The organism is Rhizobium sp. YTU87027 (assembly GCF_050644135.1).
Lineage (GTDB): Bacteria > Pseudomonadota > Alphaproteobacteria > Rhizobiales > Rhizobiaceae > Rhizobium.
Genome location: NZ_CP098440.1, coordinates 2,649,884 through 2,671,486, shown reverse-complemented (window position 1 = coordinate 2,671,486; position 21,603 = coordinate 2,649,884). Strand labels below are relative to the sequence as shown.

Here is a 21,603-nt window from a genome sequence, read left to right as displayed (position 1 = left end):
GCAGTCATTGCGGGTTTTGATCGGCCTTGGCCGAGGCCGCGGCGGCGGCTGCTTCCCGGTTCCTGCGGCCTTTGATGCGGTCGATGATATCGTGCAGATTGAGGAAGATCGGCAGCGCGGTGGCGGGCTCGACTGCCTCTAGCGACATGCCGACCGAGGTGATGTGGTCCTGATCATCGAGGTCGCGGACGATGAGAATGATCGAGCCTAGACGTACTCGGTCCGCATAGTCCGCCTTGCCACCCAGGCGATGCTTCATCAGTTCCGCGATCGTCAGTCCTTTCTCGGATTCATTCAGCAGGCCGGGGCCATAGGCGGCATCCAGGTCGGCAGCAGGTCGGGCCGGCGAGAGCGCGAATGCGCCGAAGAAATCCGCGTCGTCCTCTTCCACCGGCGCGCGGCTGGCAAAGAGCTTGTCGAGCAGCCGCGAATAGGAGGGAACGACGAAGAGATAGATAAGATCGTTTTCGCGCAATCGGCCGGCATATTGATAACGCATCGACTTGCCGTCACGGATGACGAGCGACGGCGTTGCCCAGCGTGGGATGCGTTCGCCGCGCAGCACCGGGCTATCCTTGATCACGCGGTAGGAGAGAAGCTCATGGTTTGCCGCGCCAGGCAGATCGACTTCGACCTTGTCGACCGCGCCCATACGCGGCGGGATGATGAGCCCGAGCTTCTTGGCGACCGGCTTGATCGTCCACCCCTGCACGAGCAGCGAGACGAGCACGATGATGAAGGCGCAGTTGAAATAGATCTGGCCATTCTCCAGGCCGCCGAGAATGGGCATGATGGCAAGCAGGATCGAAACGGCGCCGCGCAAGCCGACCCAGGCAACAAAACCGATCTCCTGCTGCGTGTAGTCGAACGGGAGCAGCGATAGCCAGATGGCGAGCGGGCGCGCAATGAAGATCAGGAACAGGGCGAGCAGAACGGCGGGAATGGCAATTGCCGGAAATTGCGACGGTGTCGCAAGGAGCCCGAGCACCAGGAACATGATGATCTGCGCGAGCCATGTCATGCCATCCTGGAAGCGCTTGATGGAGGCATAGCCCTGCAGCTTGCGATTGCCCGCGTAAATTCCCGCGACATAGACGGCGAGGAACCCGCTGCCGCCGACTGCTCCGGTCGCCGAGAAGACTAACAACGCCAGCGCCAGCACGAAGATCGGCGTGAGGCCGCGATCGGTTTCCAGTTGGCTGACGATCAGCGAGATCATCATGCCGCCGAGTAGGCCGAGGATGACACCGAGGCCCATCTGCTGCACGAACATGGCGAGCATGCCGATGTTGATGCCGTGGTAGCGTTCGCCGCTGGCGAGAATCTCGACGAGGGCGATGGTCAGGAAGATCGCCATCGGGTCGTTGGTTCCGGATTCCACTTCCAGCGTCGAGCGGACCTTGTCGCGGATATTGATGCCGCCAATGCGCAGCAGGAAGAAGACGGCGGCGGCGTCGGTCGAGGCGACGATGGAGCCGAGCAGCAGGCCTTCCAACCACGTGAAGTTCAGGAGCCACATGGCAGCGACGCCAACGAGCGACGCCGTCATCAGGACGCCGACAGAGGCGAGCGTCAGCGAGGGCACCGCGGCAAGCTTGAAGGCTTGCACCGGCGTTCCGAAGCCTGAATCGAACAGGATGACCGCAAGCGCAATCGAGCCGAGGATATAGGCGAGGTAGTTGTTGGTGAACTCGATCCCGAGACCGTCAGTCCCCGCTAGCAGGCCGATCGCCAGAAAGAGCAGGAGCAGGGGGGCGCCGAAGCGGAAGGCGAGCAGGCTGGAGAATGCGGCGAGAAGCACGAGCGTCGTCGATACCAGCACGACGATGTAGAACGCTTCCATGCCTGTCCCCTTACCCGCAATTCAATGCAGACCGCCCCCGGTCCCGCAGCCCATTCCAGATCGCCCTTTCGTGCTCACTCAAGCCAGCTATGAGTAAACGGCAAAACAAGCAGGATGGGTAGGCCTTGCGGTCCAACCCGTGCTGTTTTGCGGCTTCATGCTGCTGTTTTGGCGTGCCGGATGGCAAAGCCGGATGAGCGCTCACGAAGAGCATCAATCGAGTGTATGAGCAAATCGGGCGATAGCAGGGCAGAAGCCGCGCTCTTGCGCTTTTCCTCTCATTCAATGAATGCCGCGTAGGGCAGGGCAACGCCCCCAGGCTTCAGCTCTCCCTCAGGCGTCGTCGTCCTCATCATCCTCGTCATCGGCGAGGTCGGAAATCGGGACCAGAAAGACAACAAACTCATCTTCGATCGTGCGTTCTGGATCGTCGTCGAATTCGTAGGCGTGCTCGACTTCACTCGCCTCTTCGGCGGTCGCCTTGCGCAGCGTGAGCGCCGTAACCCCATCCCAAACCGGCTTACCCTGCGATTGCAGGACCGTCAGGTCCTCGCGGAAATCCTCGGCCTCGAAGAAATTCTTGGCGTCGTCGGCATTCTCGGAGCGGAAACTTGCGATCGCCTGGCCGCCGATTTCGATCGTAAAGTAGTCCATCAAAATTCTCTTTCGCTTCTGTGCCGTCTTACCTTCGATCGACAGTACGGCGATCGGCGGTGCAGCGCCAGTCCCTATCCTTCCCTGGGAACGGACTATCGGGGGCCCATGACGCGGGTGGAGGCCATCAGCGGCTGCCCCTCGGCGATCTGCTTCGAACTGCGCCCGCCAACGACGCTCAAGCTCAAAACACTTGCAATCATAAGGAAAACGATGATCGTCATGAGAATTTTCATGGGTCAATCCGCCAGCCATTCATCCGGCATTCTCTGTTGGCTTTGACGCTAGTCAGTTCGACGCCAAAAGAAAAGCGGCCCGGTTGCCCGAGCCGCTTTCCACGATCTATGTCGCGACGCTCTTAGATAAGCTTTGCGAAAGCAACGGCCGTGTCGGACATGCGGCTGGAGAAGCCCCACTCGTTGTCGTACCACGATAGGACGCGCACGAAGTTGCCTTCCATGACCTTCGTCTGATCGGTCGCGAAGATCGAGGAGTGGCTGTCATGGTTGAAGTCGCGTGAAACGAGCGGCTCGTCGGTGTAGCCGAGGATGCCCTTGAGCTTGCCGTTTGCAGCAGCCTTGATCGCTTCGTTGATCTCGCCGACGGTCGTGGCCTTCTTGGCAACGAACTTGAAGTCGACCACCGAGACGTTCGGGGTCGGCACGCGGATCGAGGTGCCGTCGAGCTTACCCTTCAGATGCGGCAGAACGAGGCCAACAGCCTTGGCAGCGCCCGTCGAGGTCGGGATCATGGAGAGGGCCGCGGCGCGGGCGCGGTACAGATCCTTGTGCATGGTGTCGAGCGTCGGCTGGTCACCCGTGTAGGAGTGAATGGTGGTCATGAAGCCGTGGTCGATGCCGACCGCGTCATCGAGAACCTTCACGACCGGCACGAGGCAGTTCGTCGTGCAGGACGCGTTGGAGATGACCAGGTGCTCCTTGGTGAGCTGGTCATGGTTGACACCGAAAACGACGGTCAGGTCGGCACCGTCGGCAGGAGCCGAAACGATAACGCGCTTCGCGCCGGCCGTCAGGTGCGCGGCAGCCTTTTCGCGAGCGGTGAAGATGCCGGTGCACTCCATCGCAATGTCGACGCCGAGTTCCTTGTGCGGCAGCGTTGCCGGGTCCTTGATCGCGGTCACCTTGATCGGCTTGCCGCCAGCAACCGTGATGGTGTCGCCTTCAACCTTCACTTCGGCCGGGAACTTGCCGTGGATGGAATCGTAGCGCAGCAGGTGGGCGTTGGTCTCGACCGGACCGAGGTCGTTGATCGCAACGACTTCGATGTCGGTGCGGCCGGATTCGACGATGGCGCGGAGAACGTTACGGCCGATGCGGCCGAAGCCGTTGATGGCAACCTTTACAGTCATGTGCATTCACTCCCTAGAGATGGGGCTTGCGGATTGAATTGGAGAGCGCCTGGGCGCTCCCTCTATAGCGCCGCACGTCATATGACGCGCAAAGACGCTATAGTATTTAGAAACTGCGCATAATCCTTTCTTCAAATCGGAACCGATTTGAAGGGTTATGCGCGGAGTTTTGCTTCTGCGGCAGCGACCACCGCGTCCGCGGTGATGCCGAAATGCTTGAAGACTTCCTTCGCCGGACCGGACGCGCCGAAGCCCTTCATGCCAACGAAAGTGCCTTCAGGCCCGATGAAGGCATCCCAGCCTTCGCGGACAGCGGCTTCCACGGCGATCTTCACCGGTGAGTTGCCGATGACTTCCTTGCGGTAGGCGTCCGGCTGCTCGAAGAACAGCTCGGTGCAGGGAACGGATACAACGCGAACGCTGACGCCCTTGGCTTCCAGTGTTGCGCGGGCGGCAACGGCAAGCTCAACTTCCGAGCCCGACGCGAAGATCGTCACCTTCGCGTCGGCATTGCCGGCGAGCGTGTAGGCGCCCTGTTCGCAGAGGTTCTTCTCGCTGTACTCGGTGCGTACCGTCGTCAGGTTCTGGCGGGTGAGCGCGAGGGCGGAAGGGCGGTTTTTGGTCTTGGCGGCAATCTGCCAGCACTCAGCGGTTTCCGTGGCGTCGGCCGGACGGAAGACCTGCAGGTTCGGAACGGCGCGCAGGCCAGCGATCTGCTCGACCGGCTGGTGCGTCGGGCCGTCTTCGCCGACGCCGATCGAGTCATGCGTCAGAACGTGCACCACACGGATACCCATGAGGGCTGCCAGACGGATCGGCGGGCGGCAATAATCCGAGAAGATCAGAAAGCCGCCGCCATAAGGAATAAGACCGCCATGCAGCGCGATGCCGTTCATGGCCGAAGCCATGCCATGCTCGCGGATCCCCCAGTGCATGTAGCGGCCGGCGAAATCCGTCGGCGTGATGGAATGCATCTGGCTGGTCTTGGTGTTGTTCGACGGCGTCAGGTCGGCCGAGCCGCCGAGCGTTTCCGGCAGGAAGCCATTGATGACCTCGAGCGCATCTTCCGATGCCTTGCGGGTTGCTATTGTCGGCTTGGTTTCGACGAGCTTCTTCTTGTATGCGCTGATCGCCGCATCGAAACCTTCCGGCAGGTCTCCGGCAAAGCGGCGGGTGAACTCAGCCTTGTGCGATGACTTGGCAAGTCCGTCTTCCCACGTCTTGACGAGGTCAACCGAGCGGCTACCAGCTGCACGCCATGCGTCGAGAACGTCGGAGGGAACGACGAAGGGCTCGTATTCCCAGTTGAGCGCCTCGCGGGTCGCGGCGATTTCATCGGCGCCGAGCGGGTTGCCGTGAACCTTGTGGGTGCCCTGCTTGTTCGGAGCGCCGAAGCCGATGATCGTCTTGCAGGCGATGAAAGTCGGGCGATCGGACTTATGAGCGGCTTCGATGGCGGCGGCGATGGCAGCCTGGTCGTGACCGTCGATCTCGATCGTGTTCCAATGAACGGCCTTGAAGCGGGCGATCTGGTCGGTCGAGTCGGACAGCGAGACGGCGCCGTCGATGGTGATCGAGTTGTTGTCCCAGAAGAGGACGAGCTTGTTCAGCTTCAGGTGGCCCGCAAGCGCGATCGCCTCATGGCTGATGCCTTCCATCAGGCAGCCGTCGCCGCAGATGGCATAGGTGTAATGGTCCTGAAGCTCGGGGCCGAACTCGTCGCGCAGCTTGCGCTCGGCGATCGCCATGCCGACGGCATTGGCAATGCCCTGGCCGAGCGGGCCGGTGGTCGTTTCAATGCCGGTCGCGTGACCATATTCAGGATGGCCGGCGGTCTTTGAGCCGATTTGACGGAACTGCTTCAAGTCCTCGACCGTCATGTCGGGGTAGCCGGTCAAATAGAGCAGCGAGTAGAGCAGCATCGAGCCGTGGCCGGCCGACAATACGAAGCGGTCACGGTTCGGCCAATGCGGCTTCTTCGGGTCAAACCGCAGATACTTCGTGAAGAGAATCGTCGCTACGTCGGCCATGCCCATTGGCATGCCGGGATGTCCCGAATTCGCCTTTTCGACTGCATCCATGGCGAGGAAACGGATCGCATTTGCCATCCGGTCGTTTTGTTCAGGAGAGGTCATGGCTATTCCACGGGTTCCGGGTGTCGGGGGGATGGCCTCAAGCCTGTGGAGACCATCAATGAGAGCGGGTGACACATAGCAGTTGGAACGGCCAAGTCAATAAATTGAAGGGCCTCCAGAAGCCACTCCAATCGATTTTAGACATTTGACCATCAATTTTTACAAAAGTTGACCAGCGATTGAGGTGACGGTTGATTTTCGTCATCCACAGAATAGGTCGGTAGCCGCGGTGCAGGCTTTATTGACGTGCCGTTGGCGAGGCGCGTATCCTTTTGGAAATACTGGATCGGTCTCGGGCGCCGATTCGCGGGTCTTGTGCGGGGAACCGGAAGAGACATGACGCCTACAGGCAAAATCATGGAAGCAGCACTCAACGAGCTGCGGCAAGCGATCTCAGGGCTTGAGAACGCAGTTGAGATGCGTATCGAGCACCAGCGGGAGCAGGGTGAGATCGAAGGCGAAGTTCGCCGTATTCATGCCGATCGCTCGAAGCTTGCCCAGGAACTGGACCAGGCCGAATTCCGCGCGAACCGGCTGGAAGAAGTCAATCGCGAGGTCTCACGACGGCTGGTGACGGCCATGGAGACGATCCGCGCGGTTCTGGACCGATAGAAGGGCGCAGCACATGGCGCAGGTAACTGTAACGATCGACGGCAAGGCCTATCGCATGGCCTGCGAGGAAGGACAGGAAGACCACCTGACCGATCTCGCGACGCGCTTCGACAATTATGTCGGTCATCTCAAGGGCCAGTTCGGCGAAATCGGCGACCTCCGGATCACCGTCATGGCAGGCATCATGGTCATGGACGAGATTTCGGAACTAACCCGCCGCGTCGCCGGTCTCGAATCCGAGCTCGATACGCTGCGGAACACCAGCGACACGGTTCTCGCAGCGAACGCCCGCACTGAGGAAAGCCTTGCGGCGGCCCTTGGCGAGGTGACCAGCCGTATCCGCGGTATCACCGACAAGCTGAACGGCCGTGCGACCGCCGAACTCAATTAAATAGGAGCGGCGTCGCCAGCCCTCTGGCGTGTCGCTGAAATCAGCCTTATATAGCGGAGTGCGGTCTGCGCCTCTCGACAGGAACCACAATCCCTGGGGCCATACTCGATCCAAAGGGAGCTGTCCCTGACCAGGCTCGTGGGCCTGGACACACGGTGCCCACCTACGTTTGTAGGCGCCCAGGATCGTAAACATCCATCGGTTGTCGTGGATCGCACTTTCCTTTCTATCCACTTTCATGCTGTGCTGCTGGTGCAATGCAGATGTGACGCACACTTCACTTGCTTGCAGCAATGCGAATGCTAGTTTCCGGAATTATATCGATTTAATTTCCAGGAGATTTCAGATGCAGCTTGGCATGGTGGGTTTGGGCCGCATGGGCAACTACATGGTCCAGCGATTGATGCGCGGTGGCCATGAATGCGTCGTCTACGACGCCAAGCCGGAAAGCGTTGCCGATCTCGTTGGCAAAGGGGCGGTTGGCAGCGCCTCTCTCGAGGAGTTCGTCTCGAAGCTGTCGCGGCCGCGCGCCGTCTGGCTGATGTTGCCGGCGGCCATCACCGATAAGGTTATTGCCCAGCTTCTGCCGTTGCTGCACGACGACGACATCATCATTGACGGTGGCAACTCCTACTACCACGACGACATCAGGCGCGGCGCGGAACTCATCACCAAAGGCATCCACTATGTCGACGTCGGCACCAGCGGCGGCGTCTTCGGCCTGGAGCGCGGCTATTGCCTGATGATCGGTGGTGAGAAAGGGGTCGTTCAGTCGCTGTCGCCGATTTTTGCATCGCTGGCACCGGGGCAGGGAGATGTCGCTCCTTCCGCGGGTCGCAGCGCGCATCCGGAAAGCACGGCGGAGCAGGGCTATCTTCATTGCGGTCCCCACGGCGCAGGCCATTTCGTCAAGATGGTGCACAACGGCATCGAGTACGGCCTGATGGCGGCCTATGCCGAAGGGTTGAACATTCTGAAGCATGCCAACGTCGGTGCGGCCACGCACGAGGTCGACGCCGAAACCGCACCTTTGGCGCACCCTGAATACTATCGTTACGACCTCAACCTGCCTGATATTGCCGAAGTATGGCGCCGCGGCAGCGTTATCACCTCCTGGCTGCTCGATCTAACGGCCGACGCGCTGCACGCCGATCCGGTCCTCACCAAGTATGCCGGCCGCGTTTCCGACTCCGGCGAAGGCCGGTGGACGATCATGGCGGCGATCGATGAAAGTGTGCCGACGCCGGTGCTGAGTGCGGCGCTTCATGGCCGCTTCGCGTCGCGCGACAAGGATGAGTTCGCCAATAAGGTGCTCTCGGCCATGCGCGCAGGCTTCGGCGGTCACGTTGAGAAGCCGAAGGACTAAGCTGCAAAGCCTTTCGTTTTCCAAGCCCGCGCAGCGCGCTGTGCGGGCTTTCCTTTTGTACAGCGCGATATATTGTCGACAGATCGCAGGGGGGAAAGGGATGACGGGTCTGGCAATGGGCGCGCGTGGCATGATGCAACTGCTGATATCGATGACGTTCGCCCTTGCCGTTGCCTGGGGTGCCGCCGCTCAGACCACCAACCCGCCGTCACCGCCTCCCACGCCCACGACCGCGGCGGCTCAACCGCCGGCAGAAGTTCGGCAGATGCTCGAGCTGATGCAAACGCCGCAGGTGAAAGAGTGGATGGCGACGCAAATGAAAGCCGCGCCGGCTGCCACGCAGGCAGAGGCTGGCGAAATGTCGGCCCTCTCCGAGCTCGTCGATCATGCCCGCCGCCATGTCGAGATGGTCTCCGATGCCGCGATGGAGCTTCCGGGTGAAGTCGAGTCCGCTTCCGGCATCGTAGAACGCGAGGTCGCGCCAAGCGGTTGGGTGCTGATAACGACGAAAGTCATTGCACTTTTCCTGACCGGAGCGGTTGTCGAGCTGCTGTTTCGTCTCCTCGTGCCGAAACCGCGAATCCGACGGACTGACGACGAGGTCGTCACCGTTGCCCATCACGCGACGGCAAACCTGCTTTATCGCATTGTTCCGGCAATCGTCTTTTCCATGGCGACACTGGTGCCCCTGCTTGCTTTCAACTGGCCACCGATCACACGATCCATGGCCATCGCCATCGCGATCGCGCTCATCGTTGCTCGTTTTACCGTTGCGCTGGGGCGGCTCCTGGTCGCCATTGCCACCTTGCAGCGCGCGGATGGCGAGCGCCAGATTTCACGAGCGCGGGCCCTTTTCTGGTTCCGCCGCTGCGCGACCTTCGCGATCTACTTCGCATTCGGATGGGCGGCGATCCAACTGATGGTGCCGCTCGGCTTTTCCGAAGGCGCGCGCTACTTCGTCGGCTATATTCTTGGTATCGGGCTGTTTGCTATCGCGGTGGAGGCGGTCTGGCACCGCCCCGTCGAGGAGAGCGAGCATCGTAGCGTCACCGTTTCCTGGGGACTGACGCTCTATTTCGCTGTGCTTTGGATTCTTTGGGTTTCCGGCTTCAATCTGCTGCTGTGGCTTGGGATCTATGCCGTGCTCCTGCCGCGCGCACTTTCCGTCGCAACGCTGGCCGTTCGCTCCTTGCATCAGGCGGAGGCAGGCTTTCTCGCCGGGCGCCGGATCGCGACCGTGCTGCTCGATCGCGGCGTTCGCGCGCTCATCATCACAGCCGCTGCCTTCTGGTTCGGACGTATGATCGGGCTCGTGGCAGACCGCATGGCGGCGGGAGAGACCATGATCGACCGCATTGCTCGTGGCGCGATCGGCGGCATCGTCATCTTGCTCGCTGCCGATCTGTTGTGGCACCTGGCGCGCGCTTACATCAATGGCAAGCTCGACGACTCTCGGATCGAAGGCGCAATGACCGACGAGGAAAAAGCCAGCCGTGCCCGCCTGCAGACCCTGTTGCCGATCTTCCGCAATATTCTCGCCGTTGTTATCGCGGTTATTGCTGTCCTGATGGTGCTGTCGGGCCTGGGGGTGGAGATCGGGCCTCTGATCGCAGGCGCCGGTGTGGTCGGCGTTGCCGTCGGCTTCGGAGCGCAGACCATCGTGAAGGACGTCATCAGCGGCATGTTCTATCTCTGGGACGATGCCTTTCGCGTCGGCGAATATATCGAGAGCGGCAGCCACAAGGGCGTGGTTGAGGCGTTCAGCTTGCGCTCCGTCCGGCTACGGCACCATCGCGGGCCTCTGACGACAGTGCCGTTCGGCGAACTCGGCGCGGTCAAGAACCTCAACCGCGACTGGACCATCGACAAGATCACGCTGAATGTGACCTACGATACTGACCTCGTGAAGGCGAAGAAGGTGATCAAGCAGATCGGACAGCAGTTGCTTGATAATCCCGACTACAGTCCGCATATCATCGAAACGCTGAAGATGAAGGGCGTCGAGCAGTTCGGCGAGTTCGCAATTGTCATCCGGCTGGCAATGATGACCAAGCCCGGCGAACAGTTCGTCATCCGGCGCAATGCGCTGGCGATGATCCGTAACGCCTTCAAGGAGAACGGCATCGAGTTCGCTGTCCCGACGGTTCAGGTTTCGAGCGAAGGGCACGAGGCTGAAGCGCGTGCCGCTGCCGCCCGCCAACTCTCGCAACGCCCGAGCTCGGATGAGCCTGCGGCATAGCGTCCGAGTGCTTGCTGTCCCTCGTGCAGTCCTGCCGCCGCCGCCCCCCAACGCTGCTAACGTTACGAAATTGCAATGTGCGTAGGTGTGCCCTGCGCCAAATTTGCCCCAATTGGGGATGAAGCAGGCGACAACGGCGGGTCAGGGGTGGGCAGGCTACGCATTCATAGAGCTTGCGTGCCGCGCGTGTTACGTGTTTCGAACATGATTCCCACCAAACTGGAATATTGCGACGGTACGAGATGTCGGGACACGGCAAGTTGGAAGAAATAGAAGAGGCCGAGGAAACTTCGGTGCGTGGATTGTTCAGACGCTATCGCGCGCTCCTGACGGCATTGGCGACGCTCGCGCTCTTCTGTCTTGTCGGCTTTGCGATCGTGCAGCTCACCAACGAAGTGCGTTACGACGACGTTGTGCAGGCGCTGGCGGATACAAAGGTCAGCTCAATCCTGCTGGCGCTGGTCTTTACGGGCCTGAGCTTCCTGGCCCTTGTTTTCTATGACGTCAACGCCATCGAATATGTCGGCCGCAAGCTGCCGTTTCCGCAGGTGGCGCTGACTGCCTTCAGCGCCTATGCCGTTGGCAACACAGCCGGCTTCGGTGCGCTCAGCGGCGGGGCAATTCGTTATCGCGCCTATTCACGGCTCGGCTTGACGCCCGAGGAGATTGGCCGGGTCATTGCCTTCGTGACGCTGTCGTTCGGACTCGGGCTTGCAGGTGTCGCGGCAATCGCGCTCCTGATCATTGCCGATGAGATTGCGCCGTTGATTGATGTTGGCAGCGTTACCCTGCGGCTGTTGGCCGGTGCGGTCATCGCCGGCCTGGGCGTCATCATGTTCATGGGGCGGGACGAGCGCGCGATCAACCTGGGTCCGGTCGAAATCCGTCTGCCGGACTCGCGCACATGGTCGCGGCAGTTCCTGGTGACCGCCTTCGACATCGCCGCTTCGGCGACGGTCCTCTACGTCCTGCTGCCGCAGGCGGCGATCAGCTGGCCGGTATTCCTGGCGGTCTATGCGATCGCTGTTGGTCTTGGTGTCCTGAGCCACGTGCCGGCCGGTCTCGGCGTGTTCGAGACCGTAATTATCGCTTCGCTTGGCAGTGCGGTGAACATCGATGCGGTGCTTGGCTCGCTGGTGCTCTATCGCCTGATCTACCACGTTCTGCCGCTGCTGATCGCCGTCCTTGCCGTATCGGCGACCGAGCTTCGCCGGTTCGCTGATCACCCGGTTGCGTCGGGCATCCGGCGGATCGGCATCCGGTTGATGCCGCAGTTGCTCTCGACGCTGTCGCTGCTTCTCGGCGTCATGCTTGTCTTTTCGAGCGTGACGCCGACGCCGGACCAGAACCTCGAGTTTCTCGCGAACTACCTGCCGCTGCCGATTGTCGAAGGCGCGCACTTCCTATCGAGCCTGCTTGGACTCGCGTTGGTCGTTGCCGCGCGCGGCCTAGGCCAGAAGCTCGACGGTGCCTGGTGGGTGTCGATCCTGTCTGCCGCGGCGGCGCTGACCTTGTCGCTGCTGAAGGCGATCGCGCTGGTCGAGGCATGTTTCCTGGGCTTCCTGATTTTCGGCCTCTTCGTTAGCCGCCGGTTGTTCCGCAGACATGCTTCCCTTCTCAACCAGACGCTGACAGCCTCGTGGCTGATGGCGATAGCCGTCATCTGCGTCGGTGCGATCGTGATCTTGCTCTTCGTATATCGCGACGTGGAGTACAGCAGAGAGCTCTGGTGGCAGTTCGAATTCGCCGGCGAAGCGCCGCGTGGTCTTCGCGCCGTGCTTGGCATCTCCATCATTTCCTCGGCGATTGCGATCTTCAGCCTGCTTCGTCCGGTGGCAGTCAAACCGGAGCCGGCGTCAACAGATGCGTTGGAGCGGGCGGTCAATATCGTCGAGAAGCAGCGCTATGCCGACGCCAATCTTGTGCGGATGGGCGACAAGAGCATCATGTTCTCCGAGAAGGGTGACGCCTTCATCATGTATGGAAGGCAGGGGCGCTCATGGATCGCCCTCTTCGATCCGATCGGTGAGCGCAGCGCCATTCCAGAGCTGGTGTGGCGCTTCGTGGAGTCGGCCCGCGCTGCTGGCTGCCGCGCGGTCTTTTATCAGATCTCGCCGGCGCTCCTTTCCCACTGTGCCGATGCGGGGTTGAGGGCATTCAAACTGGGTGAACTTGCTGTCGCCGATCTCAAGACGTTCGAAATGAAGGGCGGCAAGTGGGCAAACCTGCGGCAAACCGCGAGCCGCGCCCAGCGTGACGGCCTTGAATTCGAGGTTATCGCTCCGGAAGACGTTCCCGCCGCGATGGATGAGCTTGCCGCGGTTTCAAATGCCTGGCTCGAGGACCATAATGCCAAGGAGAAGGGCTTCTCGCTCGGCGCGTTCGATCCTGACTATATCGTTGCCCAGCCGGTTGGCATCCTGAAGCGTGAAGGCAAGATTGTCGCCTTCGCCAACATGTTGATAACGGCCGCGAAGGACGAGGGGACCATCGACTTGATGCGTTTCTCGCCGGATGCCCCAAAGGGGTCGATGGACTTCCTTTTCGTCCAGATCATGGAATATCTGCGCGACCAAGGCTTCTCGCATTTCAATCTCGGCATGGCGCCGCTCTCGGGCATGTCGAAGCGCGAGATGGCGCCGGTATGGGATCGTATCGGCAGCACCGTCTTCGAGCATGGCGAGCGATTTTATAATTTCAAAGGCCTCAGGGCCTTCAAATCAAAGTTCCATCCGCAATGGCATCCGCGATATCTTGCGGTTTCGGGTGGAGGCAATCCGATGCTTGCTCTGATGGACGCAACATTCCTGATCGGCGGCGGATTGAGAGGGGTAGTGAGGAAATGATGAAAAGACACCTTCTTGCGGCCGTCTGCGCCCTGTCACTGTCCGTTCCGGCGGCAATGGCGGCGACCGAGACGACACAGAGCTTTGAGACCGGGCTTATCCCGTCACCGCACATCTTCCTGCCCGAAGGAGACGTGAAGGGGGCTGTCGTGCTGATATCGGATGGCGCCGGCTGGGGCGACAGCGAGAAGGCGGAGGCAGGCCGGCTCGTCGATCAGGGAGCCGTCGTCATCGGTGTCGACTTCCCGTCCTATAAGAATGCACTCAGAAACTATGACGTCAGCCAGAACGACGGCTGTATCTACATGGTGTCCGATATTGAATCGCTGAGCCAGCAGGTCCAGCGCGCGGCTGGCAACAGTGCATATCATCTACCGATTGTCGCCGGTGTCGGCGAGGGCGGCGCGCTAGCATTGGCGATTGCTGCGCAGACCCCGGATGCGACGATCAGCCAGACGCTGGCGATCGATCCCGTTGCCGGCATTCCGCTTACCAAGGAACTGTGCACGCCGGCGAAGAAGCAGACGGTCGGCGATCGCATGATCTACGGGCTCAGCGACACATCGCTGCCGGACCCGATCATCGCATCGTTCACGGCCTCCGCCAACAAAGACGGCCGCGCGCATGTCGAGGAACTCAAGAAACAGCATTCCGCCATCGATATCCGCGACTCCGAGGACGATGCCCAAACGACGCTCGGCGACACACTCTCCGACCTTATCGACGCCTCCGGCAGTGCTGACAATCCGCTCGGCTTGCCGCTCACCATTCTGGATGCCAAGCCGGCCTTCGACACGATGGCGATCATTTATTCCGGCGATGGCGGCTGGCGTGACATCGACAAGGAGGTCGGTGCGGCGTTGCAGAAACAGGGTGTCCCTGTCGTCGGCATCGACTCGCTGCATTATTTCTGGTCGGAACGGGAGCCGCAGCAGACTGCGGACGATCTCGGCAAGATCATCGAGCTCTATCGCAAGCAGTGGAAGGTGAAGCACGTATTGCTCATCGGCTATTCCTTCGGCGCCGATGTCGTGCCCGCCGCCTTTTCTCGGCTGAAACCGGCTGCCAAGGGAGCCGTTGCGCAAATGTCGCTCCTTTCTCTCTCGCATGAGGTCGATTACCAGATCTCCGTCATGGGCTGGTTGGGCCAGAAGACCGAGGGTGCCGGTGGCGATCCCGTTGATGACCTGAAGAAGGTCGATCCGAAAATCGTCCAGTGCATCTACGGGAAAGAAGATGACGACGAAGTCGCTTGTCCTGATCTCAAGGACAGCGGTGTCGATGTGATCGCCCTTGCCGGGGACCACCACTTCGATGAAAACTATGAGCTCCTGAGCAAGACGATCATCGACGGGCTGAAGGCGCGACTGCAGGACTAGGAGCGCATCGTTCCGTCAGAGGTTAGCGCATCAGATAGTCTTCACTCCAGCCGAGAGCGGCGATATCGCCGCTCCGGAAGCGACTGTCGTCTGCGACGATGAATTCGTCGAGCTGTGGCGGCGGCACGCCCGTTCCCGCCAGCATCGCGTGAACCTGGCCGCGATGGTGTGTCTGATGCTGGAACAGATGGTTCAAGACGTCTTCCATCCGCTCGTGCTGGATGCGCTCCGCACGATGGATCTCGGTCGTTGACGCCAATTTTTCCGGGGTGGCGGCTTCGCACAGTGCCACCAACCGACGATCGACTTTGGCCTGCTCTGCAGCAAGCGTAGCGATGTCGTCGAACGGCTCCTCTATGTCCCAGGCGGCGGGCCCGAGCGTGCCGCCTTCCAGCGCATCGACGTAAAACCAGTCGACCGTCAGAATGTGGTTGAGCGTTGCCTTGATCGACGGAAAGAAGCTTACCCGAACAGCCTCGAACTCTCCCGGCATCAGCCGGCCGCAAGCTTCATGGAGCCGGTGGTTCGCAAGCGCATTGTTGTATGCGAGTTTGCGGGCGGTCCTGCAAGGGTCGAACGTCGGCATCAGATAACTCCCTTCCTTGACGGTGTTACCCGCAAGCGTCAGTCGTCGTCTTCCTGAAACAAACGAAACTGTGCGGCCTCGAGATCCTTGGGGGGCTGCATCCCGAGATGCTTCCAGGCCGTTGCGGTCAGGACGCGGCCGCGCGGCGTCCGCTGGATGAAGCCCTGCTGGATCATATAGGGCTCGATAATGTCCTCGATCGCATCGCGCGGTTCGGAGAGCCCTGCGGCGATGGTCTCGATACCGACGGGGCCGCCGCCGAAATTGACCGCGATCATGTTGAGATAACGCTTGTCGAGCTGGTCGAGGCCCATATTGTCGACGAGCAGGCGGGTCAGCGCTTCATCGGCAATCTCGCGGGTGACGGCTTCGGCCTTGGCCACTTCGGCGAAATCGCGCACGCGGCGCAGCAGGCGGCCAGCTATACGCGGCGTGCCGCGGGCGCGTCGGGCGATCTCTCGGGCACCCTCATCGGTCATGGGAAGGTTCATCAGGCGCGCGCCGCGACGAACGATCAGTTCCAATTCCTCGACGGTGTAGAAACTCAGACGGACGGGAATGCCGAAACGGTCGCGCAGCGGCGTGGTCAGAAGGCCAAGGCGCGTCGTTGCGGCAACAAGCGTGAACTTCGACAGGTCGATCTTGACCGAGCGTGCGGCTGGGCCTTCGCCGATGATGAGGTCGAGCTGGAAGTCCTCCATCGCAGGGTAGAGGATTTCCTCGACGGCGGGATTGAGCCGATGGATTTCATCGATGAAGAGGACGTCGCGCTCTTCGAGATTGGTCAACAGGGCGGCGAGATCGCCGGCCTTGGCGATGACCGGGCCTGATGTCGAACGGAAATTGACGCCGAGTTCCTTCGCCATGATCTGCGCCAGCGTGGTCTTGCCGAGGCCAGGTGGGCCAACGAAAAGGACATGGTCGAGCGCCTCGCCGCGGTTCTTCGCCGCCTCGATGAAAACCTTCAGGTTTGCGCGCGCTTCCGCCTGGCCGGTGAACTCGTCCAGCGCTTGCGGCCGCAGCGTCACATCCAGGTCTTCACCTCGTTTCTCTGCCGATATCAGGCGCGCGGCTTCACTCATGCTGGCATTTCCCAATCTTCAAACGCTCGTGACCAATACACCAAGCCAGAGGCTTTTGGCACCCGCTCGGGCAATTGGATCAGCGAGCCAGTTCCTTCAACCCGAGGCGGATGAGCTTGGCGCTGTCAGCGCCTTCACCGGCAGTCTTCATTGCGGCGGCAACGGCATTGGCCGCTTGGTCGCGGGAATAGCCGAGGTTCGTCAGCGCGGATACCGCGTCGGCGACCGGGGCTGCGGCAACACCTTCGCCGAGTTCCTGCTTGAGGCCGATGGTGCCCGACGCTTCTCCGGCAAAGGCCGGCGCCTTGTTCTTGAGTTCGGTGACGATGCGCACGGCAACCTTGGGGCCAACGCCCTGAGCGCGGGCGACCGCCGTGCGATCCTGCAGTGCGATGGCGTTCGCCAGTTCGCTCGGAGGCAGTGTTGAAAGGACTGCGAGAGCCACCTTCGCGCCGACGCCCTGAACACTCTGCAGGAGGATGAACCATTCCCTTTCGAGCGCGGTCATGAACCCAAAGAGTTTCAACTGGTCTTCGCGAACATAGGTTTCGATGAAGAGCACACAGGCTTCGCCCACCGAGCCGAGGCGAGACAGGGTGCGCGCCGAGCAGAAGGCGACGTAGCAGACGCCGTGGACATCGACGAGGACATAGTCGTCGCCGATTTCTTCGATGGTGCCTTTGAGCTTGCCGATCATGCAAATGGTCCGTTCGGTGGTTGTCAGTGAAGATTAGCCGGCAAGCGCTGCCTGCCGCATTCGGTTGCTGCCGCGGTTGTGCGCATGGCAGATGGCGATCGCCAGCGCGTCGGCGGCGTCATTGCCTTTGAATTCGACCTTCGGCATCAGGATTTTCAGCATCATGTGGATTTGCTGCTTCTCGCCGTGGCCGACTCCAATGACCGCCTTCTTGACCGCGTTCGGCGCGTATTCTGCGACCGGCAATCCGGCACGGGCAGGGACGAGCATGGCAATACCACGGGCCTGGCCGAGCTTCAGGGTTGCAACGGCATCCTTGTTGACGAAGGTCTGTTCGACAGCGGCCTCATCCGGCTTGTAGCTATGGACGACATCCGCCAGACCGTCATGCAACTGGCAGAGGCGCGAGGCCAGGTCCATGTCGCCGTCCGAGGTTACCGTGCCTGATGCGACGAAGCGCAAGGAATTGCCGAGCGTGTCGATAATTCCCCAGCCGGTGCGGCGCAGGCCCGGGTCAACGCCGATGATGCGAATCGTATTTTGCATGGTCCACCCTATTGCACTCGCAAAATAACTGCCATCGATAAGTGAACAAAACAAAAACATTCCTTGTTTTCAGGGAGGCTGTTTACGGCAATTTAAGCTCCGTAGCCGACTTTTGACCGATAAAATGTGAGAGGAGCTCCCTTCCCGCGAAGGCAAGGCTCCCGTGTTCTGTTTACAGGTCAGCCGGCAGGGCGTTCCCGTTCTGCCGGTATGAGCCGTTCCGGAAGGGTTCATCGTTCATGGTTCAGAGATTTCAGTCCCTGTCCTTCAAGGTCATTGCCACATTCATCCTGCTGACCGCACTGTCAATCGCGGTCATCAATGTCCTCGCCTACTTCGCCAGCAGCCGCATTTCCGGCGAGCAGGCGCTCAAGGCGAAGGCGAGCGTCCTGATCTTCCGCGGCGACATGCTGCAGGATCAGCTTGAGCAGCTGGAAAACCAGGCGAATTCGATCGCGCGCATCGAAGCGCTGCAGATGTCGATCACGAGCCTGAAAAGTGGCTGGAAGACAATCGAGAAGACGTCAGGCGATGCGCGCGCCGAATTGAAGAAGGTGTTCATCACCAACAATCCGAACCCGGCCGACCAGCGCGAGAAGCTAATGAAGCCGCAGGCGCCAAGCGGCTTCTACTATTCCAACCATGAGACAACGCAGAGCGAGGTTGCCCGTGACCTCGAGAACACCGCCTTCAGCGATCTGCTGATTGCCGATCTCGACGGTAACGTCCTCTACTCTTACAAGAAGAACGACGATTTCGCCGAAAACCTGAAGGCCGACGCGTGGAAGTCGACCGGCGCCGGTCTCGCCTTCGCCAAGGCGATCGCAAACACGGCCAAGGCGACGGACGATTCCGCACCGACGGGCTTTTCCGGTCTTCGCGTCGATGCCGCAAGCGGCAAGTCGGCAATCTTCTACGCCGTGCCGATCGTCAAGCTGGGTGCGGCGAAGGGCGTGATGCTCTTCAAGGTGCGCGACAACATGATCACCAGCATTCTCGCCAAGGGTATTGTGGCCGGCAGCACGGCGCAGGCGGCAATTATCTCGGATGACGGCTCGGCGATCGGCGTGAACGCGAGCGGCCAGCTCGTCACGCTCGATACCGCGCCTTTCACCTTCGTAAAGGACGCGCTGTCGGCAAGGGGCATGACGGTCGACGACTTCGATCGCGCCGATGGCATGGCGCGAGCCTATGTCCGTGGCATCGACTACCAGGGCTCCCGCTTCCTCGTCGTGGAAAGCGTGCGAATGAGCGAGCTCAATGCTGGTTCTCTCGAAATCGCCACCCTGCTGACGATGATTGCGCTTGGCGTTCTAATCGTCATGGCAGCGGCAACCTGGGCAATCACCAAGCTGCTTTTCTCGCCGCTTGCCCGTCTTGCCGGCGTTACCCGCGATGTTGCCGATGGCAAGCTGGAGGTCGAGATCGGCAGCCAGAACCGCGGTGACGAAATCGGCACGATGGCCAAGGCATTGGCACGGTTCAAGCAGTCGCTGGTCGAAAGCCGCGAGCTGGAAGCCGCCAGCAACGAAACGCGGGCGCGCGCGGAACGGGATCGCCAGCAGCATATGGCCGAGCGCGAGGCGGAGGCCCGGACCCTGCAGGAGGTCGTTCAGGCGATCGACGAGGGTCTGCATCATCTGGCCAATGGCGATCTTGGCTATCAGATCGAGACCCATTTCCCGAGCGAACTCGAAGGCCTTCGCATCAACTTCAACGAAGCGCTTGCGGCTCTCAGCGAAACGATGACGGCGATCGGCGGCAACTCCATGGCAGTGCGTGCAGGTTCCGAGGAAATGCGCACTGGTGCCGACGAGCTTGCCAGTCGCACCGAGCGTCAGGCCGCTTCGATCACCGAGACTGCAAATGCGATCGATGCGATCACCCAGTCGATTCGTCTTCAGATCGAGCGCGCAGAACATGCAGAGCGCATCGCCCGCGACGCCAAGCGTGACACGACAGGCTCCAGCCAGATCATGCGCGAGACGATTGCTGCAATGGAAGCGATCCAGGCATCATCTCGCCAGATCAACTCGATCATTACCGTCATCGACTCGATTGCCTTCCAGACCAACCTGCTGGCGCTCAATGCCGGCGTCGAGGCAGCGCGCGCCGGCGAATCCGGCAAGGGCTTTGCCGTCGTCGCCATGGAAGTGCGTGAACTGGCGCAGCGTTCATCGAGCGCCGCAAAGGAGATCGCGAGCCTGCTGCAGAAGTCCACGCATGAGGTCGAAATGGGTGTCTCACTTGTCGAGCGCGCCGGCGATGCGCTGACCGGGATCGGCAGCCACGTCGAGGCCATTAACGGCCAGATCACCGAGATCATGGAAACCACCCGCGAGGAGGCGGACACGCTGCGCCAGATCAACTCGGCCGTTTCCGAACTCGATGCGATGACACAGCAGAACGCGGCCATGGTCGAGGAAACCACCGCGGCCATCCACCGGCTTGCCACCGAAGCCGTGGAAATGGACCGACAGCTGGCGAACTTCACGCTGACACAGGAGCATCGGAGTGCCGAAGTGCACGTCCTGCGCCGTCGAGCTTGAGCAAGCGACCAAACGATGAACGAAGGGCCGGGAGACCGGCCCTTTTTCTTTTCTGGCTCGTTTGGAATGGGCGGAGCTCACACCTACATAAACCTGTCCTTCCAACCACCGACAGGCTTCGCCATGGTTCCCTTCTCCATTCTCGATCTTTCTCCTGTTCCAGAGGGCGGCACGATCCGCCACTCGCTCGAGAGTTCGGCGCGCATGGCGCAGAAGGCCGAAAAATTCGGGTACAACCGCTTCTGGCTGGCGGAACATCATGGCATGCCGGGGATTGCCAGCGCAGCGACCGCTGTGGTGATCGGCCATATCGGTGCGGCGACCAAGCGCATCCGTATAGGCTCGGGCGGCATCATGCTGCCGAACCATTCGCCGCTGGTCATTGCCGAACAGTTCGGAACACTGGAAGCATTGTTTCCGGGGCGGGTCGATCTCGGTCTTGGCCGGGCGCCGGGCACCGACATGCGGACGGCACAGGCGCTGCGGCGCAATTTGGATGCCGGGGCACAGAGCTTTCCGAATGACGTGGTCGAATTGCAGCAGCTGCTTGGCGCGCCGGTTGAGAACCAGGCGATCCTCGCGGTACCCGGCATGAATGCCAACGTGCCGATCTGGCTGCTTGGCTCCAGTCTTTATAGCGCCCAGCTCGCTGCGATGCTGGGGCTGCCCTATGCCTTCGCCTCCCATTTCGCGCCGGATTCATTGCTCGATGCCATCGACATCTATCGCAGCCGCTTCAAGCCATCCGCCGTGCTCGACAAGCCCTATGTCATGGTCGGCGTCATGGGGTCCGTCGCCGCGACGGACGAGGAGGCACAGTATAATTTCACCTCTGCCCAGCAGCAATTCGTCAATCTGCGCCGCAATGTGCGCGGTCAGTTTCCTCGGCCGGTCGAGGATATGGAGAGCTTCTGGTCACCAATGGAAAAACTGACGGTGGCGCATACCTTGCGCTATGCCGTCGTCGGTTCACAGAAGACGGCCGAAGCAAAACTCACGGAGTTCCTGGCCGAGACGGAAGCGGACGAGGTCATCATCTCCATGCCGATCCACGATATCGAAGCGAGATTGAAATCGGTCGAGCTTCTTGCGGGGCTTGGGAACTTCCTCCGCGCCGCGGCCTAATGCCGCGAGCCCCGGGGCATGAGGCCCCATAGCCGTTTGTGCGAATTGACTTAATGCAGCCGAGCCATAGGTTGCTTGATCACGCATGTCGTTTTGGCGGCGTTGCGCGATACGAGTGTGATGGACGGCGCACGCCGCAAATCGCGCGCGGCCGGTTTCGAGCAACCTTTGGAGGATGAGGCTT

General features: G+C 60.8%; 17 protein-coding genes and 1 other RNA gene. 9 read left to right on the top strand and 9 right to left on the bottom strand.

Annotated features, from left to right (window positions below; genetic code table 11):
- Nucleotides 1–4: 4 nt before the first annotated feature.
- The 5 genes from NBG89_RS13285 to tkt form a co-directional block, all read right to left on the bottom strand.
- A complete protein-coding gene (locus NBG89_RS13285; RefSeq protein WP_431320352.1) occupies nucleotides 5–1,843 on the bottom strand; it encodes a potassium/proton antiporter in 1,839 nt (612 codons plus the stop codon).
- Between the two features lie 333 nt (nucleotides 1,844–2,176).
- Complete coding sequence (locus NBG89_RS13280) at nucleotides 2,177–2,497, bottom strand: hypothetical protein (protein WP_431320351.1); 321 nt, start codon at nucleotides 2,495–2,497, stop codon at nucleotides 2,177–2,179.
- 95 nt (nucleotides 2,498–2,592) lie between these two features.
- Nucleotides 2,593–2,733, bottom strand: a complete 141-nt coding sequence (locus NBG89_RS13275; protein ID WP_431320350.1) for a hypothetical protein — start codon at nucleotides 2,731–2,733, stop codon at nucleotides 2,593–2,595.
- Between the two features lie 122 nt (nucleotides 2,734–2,855).
- Nucleotides 2,856–3,866, bottom strand: a complete 1,011-nt coding sequence (gap, locus tag NBG89_RS13270; RefSeq protein WP_007527381.1) for a type I glyceraldehyde-3-phosphate dehydrogenase — start codon at nucleotides 3,864–3,866, stop codon at nucleotides 2,856–2,858.
- A 155-nt stretch (nucleotides 3,867–4,021) separates the two neighbouring features.
- Entirely contained in the window at nucleotides 4,022–6,001 is a 1,980-nt protein-coding gene (gene tkt, locus NBG89_RS13265; RefSeq protein WP_431320349.1) for a transketolase, read from the bottom strand.
- Between the two features lie 336 nt (nucleotides 6,002–6,337).
- On the opposite strand from tkt, the gene NBG89_RS13260 reads away from it, so the two are divergent.
- From NBG89_RS13260 to NBG89_RS13230, 7 genes are all read left to right on the top strand, one after another.
- Entirely contained in the window at nucleotides 6,338–6,613 is a 276-nt protein-coding gene (locus NBG89_RS13260; RefSeq protein WP_024315384.1) for a DUF4164 domain-containing protein, read from the top strand.
- A 13-nt stretch (nucleotides 6,614–6,626) separates the two neighbouring features.
- Nucleotides 6,627–7,004, top strand: coding sequence for a cell division protein ZapA (locus tag NBG89_RS13255; protein ID WP_431320348.1), 378 nt, complete (start codon nucleotides 6,627–6,629; stop codon nucleotides 7,002–7,004).
- Between the two features lie 59 nt (nucleotides 7,005–7,063).
- Nucleotides 7,064–7,222, top strand: a non-coding RNA gene (ssrS, locus tag NBG89_RS13250) — 6S RNA.
- Between the two features lie 128 nt (nucleotides 7,223–7,350).
- Nucleotides 7,351–8,370 (top strand): phosphogluconate dehydrogenase (NAD(+)-dependent, decarboxylating), encoded by a 1,020-nt coding sequence (gene gnd, locus NBG89_RS13245; RefSeq protein WP_431320347.1) that lies wholly within the window; start codon nucleotides 7,351–7,353, stop codon nucleotides 8,368–8,370.
- Between the two features lie 109 nt (nucleotides 8,371–8,479).
- Nucleotides 8,480–10,609 carry a mechanosensitive ion channel family protein gene (locus tag NBG89_RS13240; protein ID WP_431322687.1) on the top strand — a complete coding sequence of 710 codons (2,130 nt, stop codon included), beginning with the start codon at nucleotides 8,480–8,482 and terminating at the stop codon, nucleotides 10,607–10,609.
- Between the two features lie 242 nt (nucleotides 10,610–10,851).
- Nucleotides 10,852–13,455: a bifunctional lysylphosphatidylglycerol flippase/synthetase MprF gene (gene mprF, locus NBG89_RS13235; protein WP_431320346.1), complete on the top strand. Its 2,604-nt coding sequence runs from the start codon at nucleotides 10,852–10,854 to the stop codon at nucleotides 13,453–13,455.
- Entirely contained in the window at nucleotides 13,452–14,834 is a 1,383-nt protein-coding gene (locus NBG89_RS13230; RefSeq protein ID WP_431320345.1) for a virulence factor family protein, read from the top strand. The genes mprF and NBG89_RS13230 overlap by 4 nt, the downstream gene beginning before the upstream one ends.
- Nucleotides 14,835–14,856: 22 nt before the next feature.
- Here NBG89_RS13230 and NBG89_RS13225 read toward each other — a convergent pair whose 3' ends face one another.
- The 4 genes from NBG89_RS13225 to ruvC all read right to left on the bottom strand — a co-directional run bounded on the left by NBG89_RS13225 (nucleotide 14,857) and on the right by ruvC (nucleotide 17,745).
- Entirely contained in the window at nucleotides 14,857–15,420 is a 564-nt protein-coding gene (locus NBG89_RS13225) for a DinB family protein (protein WP_431320344.1), read from the bottom strand.
- Between the two features lie 38 nt (nucleotides 15,421–15,458).
- Complete coding sequence (gene ruvB, locus NBG89_RS13220; protein WP_431320343.1) at nucleotides 15,459–16,502, bottom strand: Holliday junction branch migration DNA helicase RuvB; 1,044 nt, start codon at nucleotides 16,500–16,502, stop codon at nucleotides 15,459–15,461.
- Between the two features lie 79 nt (nucleotides 16,503–16,581).
- Nucleotides 16,582–17,199: a Holliday junction branch migration protein RuvA gene (gene ruvA, locus NBG89_RS13215; RefSeq protein ID WP_062371768.1), complete on the bottom strand. Its 618-nt coding sequence runs from the start codon at nucleotides 17,197–17,199 to the stop codon at nucleotides 16,582–16,584.
- A 33-nt stretch (nucleotides 17,200–17,232) separates the two neighbouring features.
- Nucleotides 17,233–17,745 (bottom strand): crossover junction endodeoxyribonuclease RuvC, encoded by a 513-nt coding sequence (gene ruvC, locus NBG89_RS13210; protein WP_088693257.1) that lies wholly within the window; start codon nucleotides 17,743–17,745, stop codon nucleotides 17,233–17,235.
- 239 nt (nucleotides 17,746–17,984) lie between these two features.
- Here ruvC and NBG89_RS13205 point away from each other — a divergent pair, with 239 nt between their 5' ends.
- Nucleotides 17,985–20,294, top strand: coding sequence for a methyl-accepting chemotaxis protein (locus NBG89_RS13205; RefSeq protein WP_431320342.1), 2,310 nt, complete (start codon nucleotides 17,985–17,987; stop codon nucleotides 20,292–20,294).
- 123 nt (nucleotides 20,295–20,417) lie between these two features.
- Nucleotides 20,418–21,419 (top strand): LLM class flavin-dependent oxidoreductase, encoded by a 1,002-nt coding sequence (locus NBG89_RS13200; RefSeq protein ID WP_431322686.1) that lies wholly within the window; start codon nucleotides 20,418–20,420, stop codon nucleotides 21,417–21,419.
- The last annotated feature ends 184 nt before the right edge of the window (nucleotides 21,420–21,603 follow it).

Bases quoted from the DNA above. Each gene is read 5' to 3' on its own strand.
- NBG89_RS13230 (WP_431320345.1), top strand. From the start codon at position 13,452: ATGATGAAAAGACACCTTCTTGCGGCCGTCTGCGCCCTGTCACTGTCC.
- NBG89_RS13255 (WP_431320348.1), top strand. From the start codon at position 6,627: ATGGCGCAGGTAACTGTAACGATCGACGGCAAGGCCTATCGCATGGCC.
- NBG89_RS13260 (WP_024315384.1), top strand. From the start codon at position 6,338: ATGACGCCTACAGGCAAAATCATGGAAGCAGCACTCAACGAGCTGCGG.
- NBG89_RS13275 (WP_431320350.1), bottom strand. From the start codon at position 2,733: ATGAAAATTCTCATGACGATCATCGTTTTCCTTATGATTGCAAGTGTT.
- ruvA (WP_062371768.1), bottom strand. From the start codon at position 17,199: ATGATCGGCAAGCTCAAAGGCACCATCGAAGAAATCGGCGACGACTAT.
- NBG89_RS13205 (WP_431320342.1), top strand. From the start codon at position 17,985: ATGGTTCAGAGATTTCAGTCCCTGTCCTTCAAGGTCATTGCCACATTC.
- NBG89_RS13225 (WP_431320344.1), bottom strand. From the start codon at position 15,420: ATGCCGACGTTCGACCCTTGCAGGACCGCCCGCAAACTCGCATACAAC.
- ruvC (WP_088693257.1), bottom strand. From the start codon at position 17,745: ATGCAAAATACGATTCGCATCATCGGCGTTGACCCGGGCCTGCGCCGC.
- NBG89_RS13285 (WP_431320352.1), bottom strand. From the start codon at position 1,843: ATGGAAGCGTTCTACATCGTCGTGCTGGTATCGACGACGCTCGTGCTT.
- ruvB (WP_431320343.1), bottom strand. From the start codon at position 16,502: ATGAGTGAAGCCGCGCGCCTGATATCGGCAGAGAAACGAGGTGAAGAC.
- NBG89_RS13200 (WP_431322686.1), top strand. From the start codon at position 20,418: ATGGTTCCCTTCTCCATTCTCGATCTTTCTCCTGTTCCAGAGGGCGGC.
- gnd (WP_431320347.1), top strand. From the start codon at position 7,351: ATGCAGCTTGGCATGGTGGGTTTGGGCCGCATGGGCAACTACATGGTC.
- NBG89_RS13280 (WP_431320351.1), bottom strand. From the start codon at position 2,497: ATGGACTACTTTACGATCGAAATCGGCGGCCAGGCGATCGCAAGTTTC.
- tkt (WP_431320349.1), bottom strand. From the start codon at position 6,001: ATGACCTCTCCTGAACAAAACGACCGGATGGCAAATGCGATCCGTTTC.
- mprF (WP_431320346.1), top strand. From the start codon at position 10,852: ATGTCGGGACACGGCAAGTTGGAAGAAATAGAAGAGGCCGAGGAAACT.
- gap (WP_007527381.1), bottom strand. From the start codon at position 3,866: ATGACTGTAAAGGTTGCCATCAACGGCTTCGGCCGCATCGGCCGTAAC.